Origin of the sequence: Promicromonospora sp. NPDC090134, from assembly GCF_044746965.1 — a bacterium.
Taxonomy (GTDB): Bacteria; Actinomycetota; Actinomycetes; order Actinomycetales; family Cellulomonadaceae; genus Promicromonospora.
This window is the reverse complement of the sequence record NZ_JBIVCZ010000009.1, coordinates 85,401-100,565: the sequence shown is the minus strand read 5'-3', so window position 1 is coordinate 100,565 and position 15,165 is coordinate 85,401. Positions and strand designations below refer to the sequence as shown.

Genomic DNA, 15,165 nt, shown 5'->3' with positions numbered 1-15,165 from the left:
ATGGGCCGGGACAAGAACGGGGCGGGCGCGAAGCCCGACAAGAGCGGGTCGAACAAGCCCGGGCCGAAGGTTTCCGGGTCGCAGGCTCCTGGGCCGGAGGTTTCCGGGCCGAAGGTTTCCGGGTCGCAGCCGGTCGAGCCGAAGCCCGTGGCGGACGAGCCGGTCGACGACGCCCTCGACGTCCCCGCGGAGGATGCACCCGACATGACTCCGGACGTGACTCCGGACATGACCCCGGACGCGGCTCCGACCCCGGGGTCGGAGCGGGCACCGGAGCCGGAGCAGGCACCGGAGCCGGCGTCCGGCTGGAAGCGGGTGGCGCAGCTGCTGCGCCCGCGCGGTACGCGCTCGGAGCTGCTGACGGGCCTGCTGTGCCTGGCGCTCGGGTTCGCGCTGGCGGTGCAGGTGGGGCAGTCGACGGGGGACCAGCTCAGCAGCCTGCGGCAGGACGAGCTGGTGCGGCTCCTGGACGAGGTCACGCAGCGCGCGGACCAGCTCGACGCCGAGGTCTCGGACCTGGAGGAGATCCGGGACGACCTGCAGTCGGAGGACGGGCGCGACCAGGCGGCGCGGGATCTCGCGCAGCAGCGTGCCGAGCAGGAGGGCATCCTGTCGGGTCGTCTCCCGGCGCAGGGACCGGGCGTGCAGATCCACGTGGCCGACGGCGCCAAGCCGCTGGAGGCGCAGGCGCTGTTCAACCTGCTCGAGGAGCTGCGCAACGCCGGGGCCGAGGCGATCCAGGTCAACGGCGTCCGGTTGGTCACCACCAGCTACTTCGTGGACTCCGGCGGTGGCATCGTGCTCGACGGCGCCGCGATCGCCTCCCCGTACGAGTGGACGGCGATCGGTGACCCCGACACGATCGACCGCGCCCTGGAGATCCCCGGGGGCGCGCTGCCCCGGATCCGCGAGGAGGGCGGCGAGGCGACCACCACCACCTCGGACGAGGTCCTGGTCGACGCGGTCCGCATCCCGGGTCAGCCCGAGCACGCCGAACCCGTCGCGCCGGGCGACGAAAAGTGACCCCCGCCACGTTCCTGACCTGCTCGGACACCGGTTGCGGACCAACCTGCTGAACCGGCATGCGGAACCGCCCCGGGGTAGGTAGTTTTATCCGGGTTGGTTCCCGACATTGGTTTTCGCCGCTACCCCGATCGGGGTAGGTTGAGTGGAACCCGGACGATGCCCCGGCCGTTGTCCCAACGTAGTCACCCAGTTCCATCAACATCGCACCCGAGGAGACCTGATGACGGACCCCAGCGCCCATCCGGTCGGGCCCGATACCACGGCCAACCTGGGTCGCATCGCGTTCCCGACCTCCGACGAGCAGGCACCCCGCACTGCTCTGAGCCCGGAGGAGGCGGCTGCGGTCGCCGCTCTGCCCCGGCACTCCGCACTGCTCATCGTGCAGCGCGGCCCCGGGTTCGGTGCCCGGTTCCTGCTGGACACCGGCCGTTCGGTCGCCGGCCGCAGCGAGCAGGCGGACATCTTCCTCGACGACGTCACCGTGTCGCGCAAGCACGCCGAGTTCGTCCGTGAGGGCGACTCGTTCGTGGTGCGCGACATCGGCTCCCTCAACGGGACCTACGTCAACCGGGGCCGGATCGACGCCGCGACGCTCGTGACGGGCGACGAGGTGCAGATCGGCAAGTTCCGCCTGACCTTCCACGCCAGCCCGCAGTCGCCGGCTCAGTGGGGCCCGGGAACGCCCGCCCCGTGACCGCCGGCGCCGCACGCGACCGTGACCGTGACCGTGCGCACGGTCATGACGCGGACCTCGACGCGCCCTGGCCCCGGGGTATCTCCCGGCAGGCCACGATGCGGATCAGCGACGTCCTGCGTGTCCTGGGCCAGGAGTTCCCCTCCGTCTCGCACTCCAAGCTCCGCTTCCTGGAGGAGCAGGGCCTGATCGAGCCCGTGCGGACGCCGTCCGGCTACCGCCAGTACAGCCAGGCCGACGTCGAACGCCTTCGGTTCGTCCTGACCGAGCAGCGTGACAGCTACATGCCGCTGAAGGTCATCAAGGAACGCCTGGCGGCGATGGACGCCGACCCCGACTCGGCCGAGCACCCCGCACCACGGCTCGCCGCGACCGGGTCACCGGCGCGCCGCCGCTGGACCGCGCCCGCGGTGGCCGAGGCAGCGGGCGTCACCGAGGAGTTCGTGCAGAGCCTGGCCCAGGCCGGGCTGCTGCCCGCGTCGGGCAGCACGTTCGGGCCCGGCGCCGTCGAGGTCGCCCGCATCGCGGGAGCGCTCGCCGAGTTCGGCGTCGAGCCCCGGCACCTGCGCACCTTCCGCACCGCCGCCGACCGGCAGGTCGCCCTCGTGGACCAGGTCGTCGCCCCGCTGCGCAGCCAGCAGGCCAGCGCCGGGCGCGGCCGCGCCGCGAGCATGGCCGGCGAGATGGGCGAGCTGTTCACCCGCCTGCACACCGCGTGGGTCCGGCAGGGCATCGAAGACCTCGGCTGAGCCCGAAGCGGAACCGCAGGCTCAGCCGACAAACACGCAGGGCTGAGCCACTGCCCGACGGTGCGACCGTAAGTTTTACCGTCGGCGCACCCGCCCGTGACCAGGAATTTGACCCGCGCGCGCGACGAGTGGTGGCAGGACGCCGTACGGTGAAAGCGTGAGGCCGGACGACGTGCCGATGGTCCCCGTGGAGATCCTCGGCGTTCGACAGCAGCAACGCGATCAGGAGATCGTCGTGCTGCTGCTCGACGCTGCCGCCGACCTGGCCATCCCGATCGTCATCGGGGCACGCGAGGCCAGCGCCATCGCCATGGCGCAGGCGGGCCTCGCCACACCCCGGCCCATGACCCATGACCTGCTGCGCGACGTCCTGGGCGCCGTCGGCGTGGCGCTCGACCGGGTCGAGATCGTCGCCCTGGAGGGCGGCATCTACTTCGCCGAGCTCGTCCTGAGCAACGGCGTGCACCTCGACTCGCGCGCCTCCGACGCGATCGCGCTGGCCGTGCGCACCGGCAGCCCCGTCCTGTGCTCGGCGGAGATCGTCGCACTGGCCGGCGTCGAGATCGTCGACGTCGACCAGCAGGCCGAGGTCGAACGGTTCCGCGACTTCCTCGACCACGTCACCCCCGAGGACTTCTCCGGCCCACCCGGCGGAGGGTCCCAAGGGGGTGGGCGGACCGGCTGAGACGCGGCTGAACCGCGACACGCCGAGACGTTTCACGGCGCGCATCTTTGAAATCACCTTCGACGCGCCATAGCGTGGTCACGACACCCCAGGAGGCACAGTGAACACCAGCGGTGAGAGAGCCACACGCGCTACGGTCCCGCACGGCGCGCAGGGTCTCCTCTTCGGTGAGGACCTGACGGAACAGGACGCCACGACCGGCTACCGAGGCACCACGGCGTGCCACATCGCCGGGATCACCTACCGGCAGCTCGACTACTGGGCGCGCACCGGACTCGTGGAGCCGAGCATCAAGCCCGCCACCGGGTCCGGCACGCACCGGCTGTACAGCTTCCGCGACATTCTCGTGCTCAAGGTGGTCAAGCGCCTCCTCGACACCGGCGTCTCCCTCCAGCAGATCCGCACCGCCGTCACGGCCCTGCGGGAACGCGGCGTCGAGGACCTGGCCCAGATCACCCTGATGTCCGACGGCGCCAGCGTCTACGAGTGCACCTCACCGGACGAGGTCGTCGACCTGGTCGCCGGCGGCCAAGGCGTCTTCGGCATCGCCGTCGGGCGCGTCTGGCGCGAGATCGAGGGCACCCTGGCCGAGATGCCCACCGAGACCCTCGACCCGGGCGAGACCGGCGAGGTCCCCGAGGTCGAGGGTGATGAGCTCGCCCAGCGCAGGGCCGCCCGGTCCGCCGTCTGACACCCGACCGAACCGCCCGCTCCTGACCCTGCCGTCTGGCACGGGGTAGCCACCGCACCCCGACCAGACGGCTCGCTGTTGTCCGTGGCCTGCTCACGCTCGCGGGCGGGCGTAGCCTGCGAGCATGCAGCTCACCTTCCACGGACACGCGTGCGTCTCCCTCAACCTGCCCGACGGTCGGCCCGACGGTCGGCCCGACGGCGCGGGAACGCTCGTCATCGACCCCGGTTCCTTCAGCGACAGCGTCACCGCGCTCACCGGCGCCCGGGCGGTGCTGATCACCCACGACCACTTCGACCACGTCGACGCGCCCGCCGTCGTCGACCACCTGACCGCCGCCCCCGACGCCCAGGTATGGGCCACGGGCCCCGCCGCGAGCGCCTTGCGCGAGGCGGGGGCCCCGGCCGAGCGGGTGCACGAGGTCACGCCCGGGCTGGTGTTCGACGTCGCGGGTGCGCGGGTCACGGTGGGTGGTGGTGACCACGCCCTGATCCACGCCGAGATCCCGCGTGCGGTGAACGTGACCTACCTGGTGGAGGTCGACGGCGGGAGCGTGTACCACCCGGGTGACTCGTTCGACGTGCCGGCGGCGCTGCCCGACGGTGGTCTGGACGTGCTGCTGGTGCCGGTGTCGGCGCCGTGGCTGAAGACGGGGGAGTTCATCGACTTCGCCCGGTCGGTACCGACACGTGTCGTGGTCCCGATCCACGACGTGTTCCTGTCCGAGATCGGGCACGGCGGCGTGAGTCGTTGGCTGGACACGGCGCGGCTCGGTGGTGACTACACGTACACGCGGCTGGCGGTGGGGGAGTCGCTGACGGTGTGACGGGCGTTCGCTACAGCAGGGGCCGTAGCGGGATCAGCAGGTACTCGCCGATCTTGGCCACCGCGCCGCGTTCCTCCCACTGGGCGAGGGTCAGCTCCTGCGCGTTGGACAGGTCCATCGCGAAGACGTCCTCCATGCGGGCGGCCAGGCCCGGGTCGACGATCTCGAGGTTGACCTCGTAGTTGCCGGTCAGGCTGAGGCGGTCGATGTTGGCGGTGCCGATGGTGGTCCAGCGGGCGTCGATGGTGGCGGTCTTGGCGTGGACCATGGCGCCCTGGTACAGGAAGATCCGCACGCCGCCGCGCAGCAGGGAAGCGTACTGGCCGCGGGCGAGCCAGTCGGCCACCACGTGGTTGGAGCGGTGCGGCACCAGGACCCGGACGTCGACGCCGCGGGCGGCTGCCGCGAGCAGCGCGGCGTGGATGTCGTGGTCCGGGATGAAGTAGGCCTGGGTGATGTAGACGTGGTGCGTGGCGCGGTCGATCGCGTCGAGGTAGATGCCGCGGATCGGGAACACGAGCTCGGACGGTGCGTTGCGTGCGGCCTTGAGGTGCGGCAGCCAGGTCCCGGAGCCGACGTCGGCCAGGATGGGGTGGCGCGGCTTGCGGTGCCGGTTCCAGAAGTCGACGAACGCGTTGCGCAGCTCCCACACCGACGGGCCCTGCAGGCGTACGTGGGTGTCGCGCCACTGCGTGGCGTACAGGGAGCCGATGTTGTACCCGCCGACGAACCCGATCTCGTCGTCGACCACGAGGATCTTGCGGTGGTCACGCCCGGACTTGCGGACGTTGAGGTAGGCCATGCCGGGGCGTAGCGCGGGGAAGCGCAGCATGTGCACGCTGGGCGGGAAGCGGAAGAACGAGTAGGGCACGACCAGGTTGGCGAAGCCGTCGACGATGACGTAGACGTCGACGCCGCGGGCGGCGGCGTCGATCAGCTCCTGCTTGAACTGCTGCCCCACCTCGTCGTTCTTCCAGATGTACGACTCCAGCATCACGGACTTGCGGGCTCCGCGGATCGCGTCGAGCATCGCCTCGTACAGGTCGGCCCCGTAGGTGTAGACCGTGGTGGCCGTCTCGTCGATGTTCTCGGTGAGCGGCTTCTCCGTGGGGAACTTCGCCGTGAGCGGGTGGATGCGCCGCCGGACCATGTCGGTCACCGTCAGGGCGACGGCCGCGGTCACCGGGACCGCGGCGGCGATGATCGCCGCGCGGGTCGCGAGCGAGCGGGCACGCTGCATGAAGTCGGACGGGATGTCCAGCGTGAGCTTCGGAAGGTTGCCGGGGATCTTACGTGAGGCCACCCGCTCACGGTACCCGGTCTCACGTCCTCCGACCTGGGATATCGAACGGGGTGGCCCCGCGCGGGTGCCGTGCACGTGCCAGGCGGGTCAGCCGCCCGCCGTTCTCGGGCCTCACTCGATGGCGGCCGCCAGCGGGTGCGACCGGATGGCCGCGGCCAGCTCACCCTCGATGCGGTCGAGGTAGACGCCCGTGGTGGCGATCGACGCGTGCCCGAGCAGCTCGGCGACCACCTTCACGTCCCACCCGTCCGCCACGAGCAGGGTGGCCGTGGTGTGTCGCAGGGCGTGCGGCGTCGCCTCGCGCTGGTATGGCGCGGGCATGCGCCGCACGGCACGGGCCAGCAGCGCACGGATGGCCTGGGTGTCGATGCGCCGTCCGCGCCACGACAGCAGGAGCGCACGTTGCGCGTCGGCGTCCTGCGGGCGCTTGGCGGCCAGGGTGGGCCGCAGGTTCGTCAGGTAGTCCTCCAGGGCGCGAGCCAGAGGTGGGGACAGGGTCACGGTGCGGGTGTTGCCGCCCTTGCCACGGATGCGCCACGTGGTGCGCTCTGGCTCGCGGGCGACGTCGTCCACGTCGGTGCGGGCCAGCTCCGAGACCCGCGGCCCCAGGACCAGCAGGAGCGCGACCACGAGCCGGTCGCGCAGCGCGAGGTCCTGGTCGGTGCGCGCGGGGGTGTCCGACGGCGGGGTGGTCAGCAGGCTGCGTGCCGCGCTCGCGGACAGGGCCGTGCGGGCGGTGCGCAGGGTGCCGCGCACCTTCGCGGGCGGCGCCGCCCACTGCATCGGGTCGGCCTGCACCCAGCACTCCCGCGCGGCATAGGCGAAGAACCGGGTGACCGACTGCCGGAACCGGTTGACCGTCGCCGTGCTGCGACCCGGCCCGGCCTTGCGGTCCGGATCGGTGTACCGGGCATCGGGCGCGGACTGGTACCGCACCAGCACGGTGTCGACGTCTGCACCCGTCACGTCGTCCAGGATGCGCTCGCGGCCCGTCAGGCGCCCGAACTCCGTCACGTCGCGCGTGTAGCTGCGCGCCGTGGCGGGGGACAGGACACCGCGGATCGTCTCGACCTCGACCGCTGCCAGGTAACGGCGGGCGGCTTCGTCGACGGTGATGCGCTCGAGGCGCGGAGGAGCGACCATGTCCGCCACCCTAAGCGGGACCACTGACACTCCCGATATGTCGGAATATGCCGCTGACCTGCGACGGGACCACGACCCTCACGCCAGGTCGCGGCGGCGCACCACCACCAGCACCACGGCGCACAGCCCCACGACGTAGGCCACGACCGTGACCACCGCCTGCCCGCCCGGGACGACGTCCAGCACGCCGGGGGTGCCCGTCCCCGTCCCCGTGAGCGAACCGACCAGGGACCCGGCGGCCGTCCCGGGCAGGAAGTGCGTGACCTGCCCGACGGCGTCCAGCAGGGACCCGACACCGCGCAGCAGGTTCTCCACGACCAGCGCCCACACCAGCCCCAGCCCCACCGCGAGCGCCGGCCCGCGCGCCAGGACGCCGACGGCGTACCCGAGCAGCGCCCACATCTCCAGCACCAGCAGCCCGCTGCCGACGGCCTGGGCGGTGGCGCTCGCGGTGGGCCAGACGATCGCCTGGCCCTCGGCGAGGGCGATCCCGGTGGACACGGCGGTGAACAGGGCCAGGGTGGCCGTGACCATGAGGAGCACGAAGGCGGTCAGGGCGGTCAGGGAGCCGCCGACGACGGCGGTGCGGGAAGGTCCCTGGGTGAACGCGGTCTTCCAGGTGCCCCAGCCGAAGCCGTTGCCCGCGACCAGGGCGCCGAGCACCATCGCGAGCGCCCCGCCGAACATCGGCATGCCCTGGACCAGCACATCGGGCACGGCCTGGGGGAGGAGCCCGGCCAGGAGCGCGTCGCGGGCGGCCGCCGCGCCCTCGGTGGCGAAGGTCTCGGTGCCCGTGGCCCAGGTGACGTAGTCGAAGACGTAGCCGAACGTCAGGGCCAGGGCCGCCCAGGCGCCGACGGTGATCCAGACGGCGGGCCAGCGGCTCAGCCGGAGCAGCTCGGCACGGGTGGCGTGCAGCACGGTGGTCATGAGACGGACTCCTTCCCGGTCGTGGTGGGGCGGGTCGTGATGGGGCCGGTCGTGGTGGGGTCCGGCGTCGTCATCTCGAGGAAGACCTCCTCCAGGGTGCGTTCGGTGGGCGCCACCTCGTGCACGTCGGCCCCGGCGGCGACCAGCGCCCGCGTCAGGTCGGGGGCGGCGCTCGCGGGCAGGTCCACACCGAGGGCGCCGTCGGGCAGCGGGCGGACGGCGTCCGGGCCGGCCAGGCGGGTGGCGACGGCGAGCGCCGTGCCGGGCGGCGTGGCGCGCACCCGTACGGTGACGCTGCCGCGCAGGTCGGCGACGCGGGCTTCCCGCAGGAGCCGGCCGTGGTCGATGATCCCGACGCGGTCGCAGATCTCCTGCACCTCGGCCAGCAGGTGGCTGGACAGGAGGACGGTGCGGCCTCCCCGGGCGAGGGACACGACCAGGGCGCGCATGTCCGCCATCCCCGCGGGGTCCAGGCCGTTGGTGGGCTCGTCCAGGATGACGAGCTCCGGGTCGCCGAGCAGGGCCGCGGCCACGCCGAGGCGCTGCTTCATGCCCAGGGAGTAGCCCTTGTAGGCGTCGTCGCCGCGGCCGGTCAGGTCGACCAGGTCCAGGACGCGCTCCACCTCGGTGCGCGGCAGGTGCTGGTAGCGGGCCAGGACGCGCAGGTTGTCCCGGCCCGACAGGTACGGGTAGATGCCCGGACCCTCGACCAGGGCGCCCACCCTCGCCGTCACCGCGGGCCGCCCCGCCGGCCGGCCGAGCACAGTGACCCGCCCCGCGGTGGGGCGCACCAGCCCGAGCACCATCCGCAGCGTTGTCGTCTTGCCCGCGCCGTTGTGCCCCAGGAAGCCGTACACCTCGCCCTGCCGCACCGTCATGCTGACCCCGTCGACGGCGGTCCGGTCGCCGTACCGCTTGGTCAGCGCGTCGGTGCGCAGCACGAGGTCGCCCGGGGGCGCCGTCCCTGTCGTGCGCGTCGTGGCCCTGTGTGTCGTGGCCGTGCCTCTCGTGTCCATGACCCCACCGTCGCCCCGCCACCGGGTGCCCGGCGTCCGTCAGGGAGCGACACCCGCCTACGCAGGTTTGCGTACGAGCCACCGCGACCACCCACCTGCACCTGGGCACCTACGTCCTGGCCAACGACTTCCGCCACCCCGTGCTCGTCGCCAAGGACGCCATGACCCTCGCCGTCCTGTCGGACGGCCGCTTCGAGCTCGGCATCGGCGCCGGACACCCCGGCACCGGACCCGACAACGCCATGCTCGGACGCACGTTCGACCCGCCCGGGGTACGCGTGACCCGCCTCGCCGAGTCCGTCGCCATCATCCGCCGCCTGCTCGACGGCGAGACCGTCACCACCACCGACGCCCACGTGACCCCGTACGGCACGCAGCCGCCCCAGGTCCCCCTCCTGATCGGCGCCGGCGGAACCCGCATGCTCGCCCTCGCCGGCGGGCACGCCGACACCGTCGCCCTCGGCATCCCGCTCGACGCCGACGCGGACACGGCAGGCAAGCTCATCGACCGCGTGCACGACGCCGAACGCACCCGACCCGCGCCCGCCCCCGTAGAGCTCAACGTCAACCTCATGGCCGTCGGCGACGCCGTACCCCGCTACCTCACCGACCGCATCGACCCCACGGCGCTCGCGGCCTCGGGAGCTCTCTCCGTGGTCAGCGGCTCGCCCCAGGACATGGCCGACCAGCTCCGGGACCGCCGCGAGCGCCTCGGGATCTCGTACCTGGTGGTCTCGGAGGAGCTCGTGGACGCGTTCACCCCGGTGCTGCGGATCCTGTCGGGGGCGTGAGGGCCGGCGGGAGCGTGAGCGGCGCGGATCGGGTGTCGGTGGCGCGTGGTTGAATCCGCTCGTGCGAGCGATCCTCTTCGACGAGTTCCAGGGCCCCACCTCCGTCCGGGAGGTCCCCGACGTGACGGCCCCCGACGGCGGGGTCGTCGTCCGCGTGCACGCCACCGGGCTGTGCCTGAGCGACTGGCACGCCTGGGCCGGGCACGACCCCGACATCCCCGCCCTGCCGCACGTGCCCGGGCACGAGCTCGCGGGCACCGTCGCCCAGGTGGGCGCCGGCGTCACCCGGTGGCGCGAGGGCGACCACGTCACCGTGCCGTTCGTCAGCGGCTGCGGCACCTGCGAGTGGTGCCGCACCGGCCAGGCCCAGGTCTGCCCCGACCAGACCCAGCCCGGCTTCACGCACTGGGGTTCGTACGCCGAGCTCGTCGCGCTCAACGCGGCCGACGCCAACCTCGTCGCCATCCCCGAGGACGTCACCTTCGAGGCGGCCGCGAGCCTCGGCTGCCGGTTCGCCACCGCCTACCGGGCCGTGGCCGGCCGCGCGCAGGTCCAGGCAGGGGAGTGGGTGGTGGTCGTCGGCGCGGGCGGCGTCGGGCTCAGCGCCGTCATGATCGCCGTGGCCCGCGGGGCGCACGTCGTCGCCGTCGACCGCTCCCCAGGGGCCCTCGACGCCGCCCGCCGTGCCGGCGCCGAACACACCGTGCTGGCCGACGGCCGCGACGTCCCCACCGTCGTCCACCAGATGACCGACGGCGGCGCCCACGTAGCCGTCGACGCCGTCGGGAGCGAGCAGACGTGCGCCGACGCGGTCCTGAGCCTGCGCCGACGCGGCCGACACGTCCAGATCGGGCTCTTCCCGCCCGTCGACGGCGGCCCACGCGTACCGATGGGCCGCGTGATCGGCTGGGAGCTCGACGTGCTCGGCAGCCACGGCATGGCCGCCGTCGACTACCCGGAGATGCTCGACCTCGTCGCCTCCGGCGCACTACGGCCCCAGGACCTGCTCGACCGCGTGGTTGGCCTGGCCGAGGCGGCTGCGCTCGTGCCGACGATGGACTCCGCGCCCCGCGCCGGGATGGTGGTGCTCGACCCCCGGCGGGCGTGACGGGGGCGTTCGCGGCTCGTCCGGCTGCGGGGCTCCAGCTCAGGTGGCCCAGCGCAGCAGCGCGTCGAGCGGGGCCGGTACCCGGTCCAGGGGGAGCGTCTCGGCGAGGCGCCGCCCGTAACGTTCCTTGCGGCCCCCCTTGGAGCCGATGAACCGGTGCAGCTGCTGGGTGGTGGTGCGCTCGCGCTGCGCGGGCTGGCCTCGCAGCCGCTCGAAGCTGCGCCGCTCGCCCTCCGCCTCGATCAGGGCCAGGAACCCGTCGGTGCCGACGGCCCGCATGAGCTCGTCCTCGAGGTCCCGGTCGCACCGGAAGAAGCCGTGCTCGGACAGGGGAGTGGTGGCGGCCTCCGGGCGGAGCCCGACGCGGTCCAGTCCCTTGATCACGAAGCGTTCCTCGGCGGCGTCGTACAGGCCGCCCACGCGGAAGGCGCGGCCTGCGTCGGGTGGGCTGATGCTCGGCCAGCCGGCTGCCTGGCCGGACGACGGGCCGGACGACTGTTTGCGAGCTGGGCGCTCACCGGACAGGGCGACGAGGTGGTGGCCGATGTTGGTGATCCCGCCCATGGCGACGACCTGCACACCGAGTGCGGGGAGAGGGAGGCCCAGCCGTGCGGCGAGGGCCTCGACGGCGACGCGGTCGCTCTCGCCCTCCACGAGGACGGCGGTGCTCGTGGAGGCGGCGAGTATCCCGGCGAGGTTCATCGTCTCGGAGCGTATGCCCCCGGTGCGGGGCGGCGCCGCAGAAAATCGGTCCTGCTACCGTGATGATCTTGTTTGATGTCGGAAGACAGTTGTGTTGCGCTATACACACTGCTTTAAGTTCCTTGGGTGGCGCGTGGCGAGTGCCGGTGGGGGTGGGGCAGCTTGAGTGGGCCGAGGAACGGGGCGGCACAGGCGGCCGAGCCGCAGGCAGTGCGCAGATCCACCGCCGCGGCGCTCAAGGGGGCTCGACGACAAGCGACCTGCGGATCGTCGACCCGACGATCCGCAACTCGATGATCGGCGACCTGCTGATCGTCGACCCGAGGATCAGCGACCTCAGGTGATCCCGTCGTCCGATCACCTTTGAGGCCCGACTTTCTCCGCTTTGACAGGCCTCAAAGCGGAGAAAGTCGGGCCTCAAAAGGGGGTGGCTGCCCGCGGGCTGCCCGGCGGTCGGCTCAGGGCCTGGTCCACGTCTGGTGGCCGCGTTCGGCTGGTCACCCCTCGATGCACCGCGTACGGGGGACCCGTCCTCAGGGCCGTCTTCCCGCCGTAATGACATAATGTGCATTATCGGATCTAGTGCGAAAGGCTCTGGTCTCAGCCGGAGCGTGTGTTGGTCGGCCGTCTGGCCGCACCCGTCGAGCACATCGGGTCCTCGTCGGTGCCCGGGCTCCCGGCCAAGCCCATCGTCGACATGCTCGCCGTCGTCGACGACCACGAGGCCTTCGCTCCGGTGCTCCCGGAGCTGCTCAGGATCGGCTGGGTGCACGCCCCGGAACCCGGCGACGCCGAGGGAGCTCGCACGCGTGACCTTCTGACATAACGAAGCCCTCGTCCGCAAGACGCCCCTGTGCCGGACCTCGGCACGTCCGTACCGGCAGAATCACCGCGTGACCTCTCGCCCCGCCGCCCGACCGGCCGTTCCGGAACCCGCCGTCCCTGACCTGGCCGACACGCTCCGCCGTCGTCCCACCGTGCGCCTCGGTGCCGACGTCGACCCGGGCTGGCATGACGCGCTCGCGGGATGGGCGCGCTCGAACGGGCTGGAGGTCACCGACGGGGACGCGACGGTCGCGATCACGACGGATCCGACGCAGGCGGTGCGCGCCGCCTGGGTCCACTCCCCCTTCGCCGGCGTCGAGCACCTGGCACCGGCCCTGCCGGACGGCGTCGTCCTGACCCGCACCACCGGCACGATGCCCGGGCGGATCGCCGAGTACGTGCTGACCTGGGTGCTCGCGGAGCGCTGGCACGTGGCCCGGTACCTCGCGCAGTCGACGACGGCGACCTGGGACGCGTCGAACCCGCCCGCGTCCCCCGACCGTCGCGAGGCCGCCGTCGTGGGCACCGGTGCCATCGGCACGGCGATCGCCCGAACCCTGGCGACTCTCGGGTACCGCGTCGTCGGCCTGAGCCGGACCGGCCGCCCCGACGACGCCTTCGACGCCGTACTCCCCCTCGCCGACGCGTTCGGCGCGACAGCACGAGCCGCGACAGCACGAGCCGCGACGGCGGAACACGCGGCACCTGGGGCTCCGGTACCTGGCGCTCCAGGCGCTACCGCACAGGTGTTCGATGCCGCACGTGCCGACGTCCTCGTGCTCGCACTCCCCCACACCCCGCGGACCGACGGGCTGGTCACGCCCGCGCTGCTGCGGGCCTTCGAGCGGGTGCACCTGGTCAACATCGGCCGCGGGTCGGCGGTCCGGACCGCCACGCTGCTGGACGCTCTCGACACAGGCCGGCTGCGGCACGCCACGCTGGACGTCGTCGAGCGGGAGCCGCTGGAGCCGTCGTCGCCCCTGTGGCGGCGGCCCGACGTCACGATCACGCCGCACGTCTCCGGGCTCACCCTGCCGTCCGACGTCGTGGCCGGCCTCGACGCGGCGCTGACGGCGATCCGGGCGGGGGCTCGTCCGGCGTCGGCCGTCGCCCGGGAACGCGGCTACTGACCGTCCTGACCGTCCTGGCCGTCCTGGCCGGGCGCGAACGGCCATTCCTCGAACGCGCTGCACCGGCCGTCGTCGTCGAGCTCCAGGATCCACAGGTCCCGCCACCGGTCCCCCGGCTCCAGGTACTCCACGTTCACCCGGACCACGGCGGTCGGCCCGTCGACGGCGAGCACCTGCGCCGTCAGCGTGAACTGCTCGTCCGGCCCGTCGCGGTGGCTCTCCCAGAACTCCGCGAGCGCCGGGAGCCCGACGACAGGTGGTGCCCAGGGTGAGGGCTGGTAGGTGGCGTCCGGGGTGAAGAGCTCGGTGAGGCCGTCGGTGCCGGCCGTGCGCCAGAGGCGTTCGTAGTCGCGGATCCAGGTCTCGACGGTGGTGCGCTGGGTCATCTTCCGAGGTTACTCAGCGGGTGCCGTCGAGGCCTGGGGTGCGTCCGGGGTGGTGGGTTGGGGTCGGTCGATCTGGTCGGCGAGGTGCTGCGGGGCCTGGATGCAGTAGGAGTCGGTGAGCAGCTCGGTGAGCTCGTCCCAGTCGGTGTGCTGGTCCAGGATCAGGCCGACGACGTTGGTCCCCCAGTCGGCCTTGAAGTACTGCGTGCCGAGGTGCTGGAAGGCCGCGACCTCGTCGGGGTCGGCGCGGAAGGTGATCCGGACCAGGCCGTCCTCGCCGCCGAACACGTGGGCGACGGTGGCGTCCCGGGTCTTCCAGGCGACGCCCGTCCAGGCGTCGTGCTCGCGGCACTCGGGCAGGCGTTCGAGGATCGCGGCGAGCCGCTGGACGACGTCGACGGGGACGGGTGCGCGTTCGGTCACGTGCGTGAGTCTTGCACCCGCCACTGACACGGCCCGGCTGACCGGGGGCGGCCGGGGGCCGCTCCCCCGCTCCCCTGTCAGACGAGCCCGAGCTCCCGTGCCCGTACGCCGGCCTGGAACCGTGACTCGGCGCCCAGGGCGGCCATGAGCTCGGCGACGCGGCGGCGGTAGGTGCGTACGCCCAGGCCGAGGGTGCGGGCGGCGGTCTCGTCCTTGGTCCCCTGGCTGAGCAGGTCGAGGACCTGCGGTGCGAGCTGGCGGATCTCGGCGATCCGGTTGTCGTAGACGTCCAGGTCGGTGGCGGATCGCCAGGCGGCCTCGAACAGGGATGTGACGCCCTGGACGGTCTCGCGCTGGGTGATGACGCTGTAGCTGCGCTGCCCGGCGCGGACGTCGCCGGCGAGGATGACCAGGCGGCGGTCGAGGATGATCGTCTCGTTGATCTCGTCGCTCGTGATGCGGATCTGTGCGCCGTGCCGGTCGCGGTCCCGGGCCAGGCCCTGGGCGGCGACGGGGTCCAGCAGCAGGGCGGAGCGGTAGACCTTGCGGATGCGGACGTCGCCAGGGCGGCGGGTCCGGATCGCCTCGACGAGCTCGCCGGACGCCTGCGCGCTGGCCCAGGTGGCGAGGTCGTTGGCGGCGCAGGCGACGTCGGTGGCGGAGGTCATCAGGTGCGCGGTGCGCTCCATCAGCTCGCGCTCCCCGTGCACGATGGTGACCATCTCGCCCGTCTGCAT

The 15,165-nt window shown here is 72.7% G+C and carries 18 protein-coding genes and 1 pseudogene; 11 read left to right on the top strand and 8 right to left on the bottom strand.

The window, feature by feature from the left end; translation table 11 throughout:
- From ACIPN7_RS22450 to ACIPN7_RS22425, 6 genes are all read left to right on the top strand, one after another.
- Positions 1 to 1,023: a DUF881 domain-containing protein gene (locus tag ACIPN7_RS22450; protein WP_400548066.1), complete on the top strand. Its 1,023-nt coding sequence runs from the start codon at positions 1 to 3 to the stop codon at positions 1,021 to 1,023.
- A 223-nt stretch (positions 1,024 to 1,246) separates the two neighbouring features.
- Positions 1,247 to 1,720 carry an FHA domain-containing protein gene (locus ACIPN7_RS22445; protein WP_020015374.1) on the top strand — a complete coding sequence of 158 codons (474 nt, stop codon included), beginning with the start codon at positions 1,247 to 1,249 and terminating at the stop codon, positions 1,718 to 1,720.
- Positions 1,717 to 2,469 carry a MerR family transcriptional regulator gene (locus ACIPN7_RS22440; RefSeq protein WP_400547501.1) on the top strand — a complete coding sequence of 251 codons (753 nt, stop codon included), beginning with the start codon at positions 1,717 to 1,719 and terminating at the stop codon, positions 2,467 to 2,469. Before ACIPN7_RS22445 ends, ACIPN7_RS22440 begins: the two co-directional genes overlap by 4 nt.
- Before the next feature lie 178 nt (positions 2,470 to 2,647).
- Positions 2,648 to 3,154 carry a bifunctional nuclease family protein gene (locus ACIPN7_RS22435; protein WP_400548063.1) on the top strand — a complete coding sequence of 169 codons (507 nt, stop codon included), beginning with the start codon at positions 2,648 to 2,650 and terminating at the stop codon, positions 3,152 to 3,154.
- 100 nt (positions 3,155 to 3,254) lie between these two features.
- Entirely contained in the window at positions 3,255 to 3,845 is a 591-nt protein-coding gene (locus ACIPN7_RS22430; RefSeq protein ID WP_377229417.1) for a MerR family transcriptional regulator, read from the top strand.
- 124 nt (positions 3,846 to 3,969) lie between these two features.
- Positions 3,970 to 4,671, top strand: coding sequence for an MBL fold metallo-hydrolase (locus ACIPN7_RS22425; RefSeq protein ID WP_400547498.1), 702 nt, complete (start codon positions 3,970 to 3,972; stop codon positions 4,669 to 4,671).
- A gap of 10 nt (positions 4,672 to 4,681) precedes the next feature.
- On the opposite strand, the gene ACIPN7_RS22420 is transcribed toward ACIPN7_RS22425, so the two are convergent.
- From ACIPN7_RS22420 to ACIPN7_RS22405, 4 genes are all read right to left on the bottom strand, one after another.
- Positions 4,682 to 5,911 (bottom strand): phosphatidylserine/phosphatidylglycerophosphate/cardiolipin synthase family protein, encoded by a 1,230-nt coding sequence (locus ACIPN7_RS22420; protein WP_400548060.1) that lies wholly within the window; start codon positions 5,909 to 5,911, stop codon positions 4,682 to 4,684.
- Positions 5,912 to 6,085: 174 nt separating this feature from the next.
- A complete protein-coding gene (locus ACIPN7_RS22415) occupies positions 6,086 to 7,117 on the bottom strand; it encodes a tyrosine-type recombinase/integrase (protein WP_400547495.1) in 1,032 nt (343 codons plus the stop codon).
- Positions 7,118 to 7,195: 78 nt separating this feature from the next.
- Complete coding sequence (locus ACIPN7_RS22410) at positions 7,196 to 8,047, bottom strand: ABC transporter permease (RefSeq protein ID WP_400547492.1); 852 nt, start codon at positions 8,045 to 8,047, stop codon at positions 7,196 to 7,198.
- Positions 8,044 to 9,063, bottom strand: coding sequence for an ABC transporter ATP-binding protein (locus ACIPN7_RS22405; RefSeq protein WP_400547489.1), 1,020 nt, complete (start codon positions 9,061 to 9,063; stop codon positions 8,044 to 8,046). Before ACIPN7_RS22405 ends, ACIPN7_RS22410 begins: the two co-directional genes overlap by 4 nt.
- 44 nt (positions 9,064 to 9,107) lie before the next feature.
- Between ACIPN7_RS22405 and ACIPN7_RS22400 the strand changes: the two are divergent.
- Both ACIPN7_RS22400 and ACIPN7_RS22395 read left to right on the top strand, forming a co-directional pair.
- Positions 9,108 to 9,854 (top strand): annotated as a pseudogene (locus ACIPN7_RS22400) (LLM class flavin-dependent oxidoreductase); the annotation flags it as partial.
- 61 nt (positions 9,855 to 9,915) lie between these two features.
- The gene (locus tag ACIPN7_RS22395; protein ID WP_400547486.1) at positions 9,916 to 10,962 is read left to right on the top strand and encodes an alcohol dehydrogenase catalytic domain-containing protein; all 1,047 of its coding nucleotides are present in this window, start codon (positions 9,916 to 9,918) and stop codon (positions 10,960 to 10,962) included.
- Between the two features lie 39 nt (positions 10,963 to 11,001).
- Here the strand turns inward: ACIPN7_RS22395 and ACIPN7_RS22390 are convergent, their stop codons facing one another.
- On the bottom strand, positions 11,002 to 11,664 hold the full coding sequence (locus ACIPN7_RS22390) for a TOPRIM nucleotidyl transferase/hydrolase domain-containing protein (RefSeq protein ID WP_400547483.1): 663 nt from the start codon (positions 11,662 to 11,664) through the stop codon (positions 11,002 to 11,004).
- Between the two features lie 152 nt (positions 11,665 to 11,816).
- Here ACIPN7_RS22390 and ACIPN7_RS22385 point away from each other — a divergent pair, with 152 nt between their 5' ends.
- From ACIPN7_RS22385 to ACIPN7_RS22375, 3 genes are all read left to right on the top strand, one after another.
- On the top strand, positions 11,817 to 12,008 hold the full coding sequence (locus ACIPN7_RS22385; protein WP_400547480.1) for a hypothetical protein: 192 nt from the start codon (positions 11,817 to 11,819) through the stop codon (positions 12,006 to 12,008).
- A gap of 272 nt (positions 12,009 to 12,280) precedes the next feature.
- Positions 12,281 to 12,490 carry a GrpB family protein gene (locus ACIPN7_RS22380; RefSeq protein ID WP_400547477.1) on the top strand — a complete coding sequence of 70 codons (210 nt, stop codon included), beginning with the start codon at positions 12,281 to 12,283 and terminating at the stop codon, positions 12,488 to 12,490.
- A gap of 67 nt (positions 12,491 to 12,557) precedes the next feature.
- Positions 12,558 to 13,619 carry an NAD(P)-dependent oxidoreductase gene (locus ACIPN7_RS22375; protein WP_400547474.1) on the top strand — a complete coding sequence of 354 codons (1,062 nt, stop codon included), beginning with the start codon at positions 12,558 to 12,560 and terminating at the stop codon, positions 13,617 to 13,619.
- On the opposite strand, the gene ACIPN7_RS22370 is transcribed toward ACIPN7_RS22375, so the two are convergent.
- The 3 genes from ACIPN7_RS22370 to ACIPN7_RS22360 all read right to left on the bottom strand — a co-directional run bounded on the left by ACIPN7_RS22370 (position 13,613) and on the right by ACIPN7_RS22360 (position 15,165).
- Positions 13,613 to 14,005, bottom strand: a complete 393-nt coding sequence (locus ACIPN7_RS22370) for a YybH family protein (RefSeq protein ID WP_400547472.1) — start codon at positions 14,003 to 14,005, stop codon at positions 13,613 to 13,615. The two genes, ACIPN7_RS22375 and ACIPN7_RS22370, sit on opposite strands and share 7 nt — an antisense overlap.
- A 9-nt stretch (positions 14,006 to 14,014) precedes the next feature.
- Positions 14,015 to 14,428: an MmcQ/YjbR family DNA-binding protein gene (locus ACIPN7_RS22365; protein ID WP_400547469.1), complete on the bottom strand. Its 414-nt coding sequence runs from the start codon at positions 14,426 to 14,428 to the stop codon at positions 14,015 to 14,017.
- 77 nt (positions 14,429 to 14,505) lie between these two features.
- Positions 14,506 to 15,165 (bottom strand): DNA-binding response regulator, encoded by a 660-nt coding sequence (locus ACIPN7_RS22360; protein ID WP_400547466.1) that lies wholly within the window; start codon positions 15,163 to 15,165, stop codon positions 14,506 to 14,508.

Coding starts and splice junctions, on each gene's coding strand:
- ACIPN7_RS22370 (WP_400547472.1), bottom strand. CDS start 14,005: ATGACCCAGCGCACCACCGTCGAGACCTGGATCCGCGACTACGAACGC.
- ACIPN7_RS22360 (WP_400547466.1), bottom strand. CDS start 15,165: ATGCAGACGGGCGAGATGGTCACCATCGTGCACGGGGAGCGCGAGCTG.
- ACIPN7_RS22390 (WP_400547483.1), bottom strand. CDS start 11,664: ATGAACCTCGCCGGGATACTCGCCGCCTCCACGAGCACCGCCGTCCTC.
- ACIPN7_RS22410 (WP_400547492.1), bottom strand. CDS start 8,047: ATGACCACCGTGCTGCACGCCACCCGTGCCGAGCTGCTCCGGCTGAGC.
- ACIPN7_RS22405 (WP_400547489.1), bottom strand. CDS start 9,063: ATGGACACGAGAGGCACGGCCACGACACACAGGGCCACGACGCGCACG.
- ACIPN7_RS22425 (WP_400547498.1), top strand. CDS start 3,970: ATGCAGCTCACCTTCCACGGACACGCGTGCGTCTCCCTCAACCTGCCC.
- ACIPN7_RS22450 (WP_400548066.1), top strand. CDS start 1: ATGGGCCGGGACAAGAACGGGGCGGGCGCGAAGCCCGACAAGAGCGGG.
- ACIPN7_RS22435 (WP_400548063.1), top strand. CDS start 2,648: ATGGTCCCCGTGGAGATCCTCGGCGTTCGACAGCAGCAACGCGATCAG.
- ACIPN7_RS22420 (WP_400548060.1), bottom strand. CDS start 5,911: ATGCAGCGTGCCCGCTCGCTCGCGACCCGCGCGGCGATCATCGCCGCC.
- ACIPN7_RS22445 (WP_020015374.1), top strand. CDS start 1,247: ATGACGGACCCCAGCGCCCATCCGGTCGGGCCCGATACCACGGCCAAC.
- ACIPN7_RS22415 (WP_400547495.1), bottom strand. CDS start 7,117: ATGGTCGCTCCTCCGCGCCTCGAGCGCATCACCGTCGACGAAGCCGCC.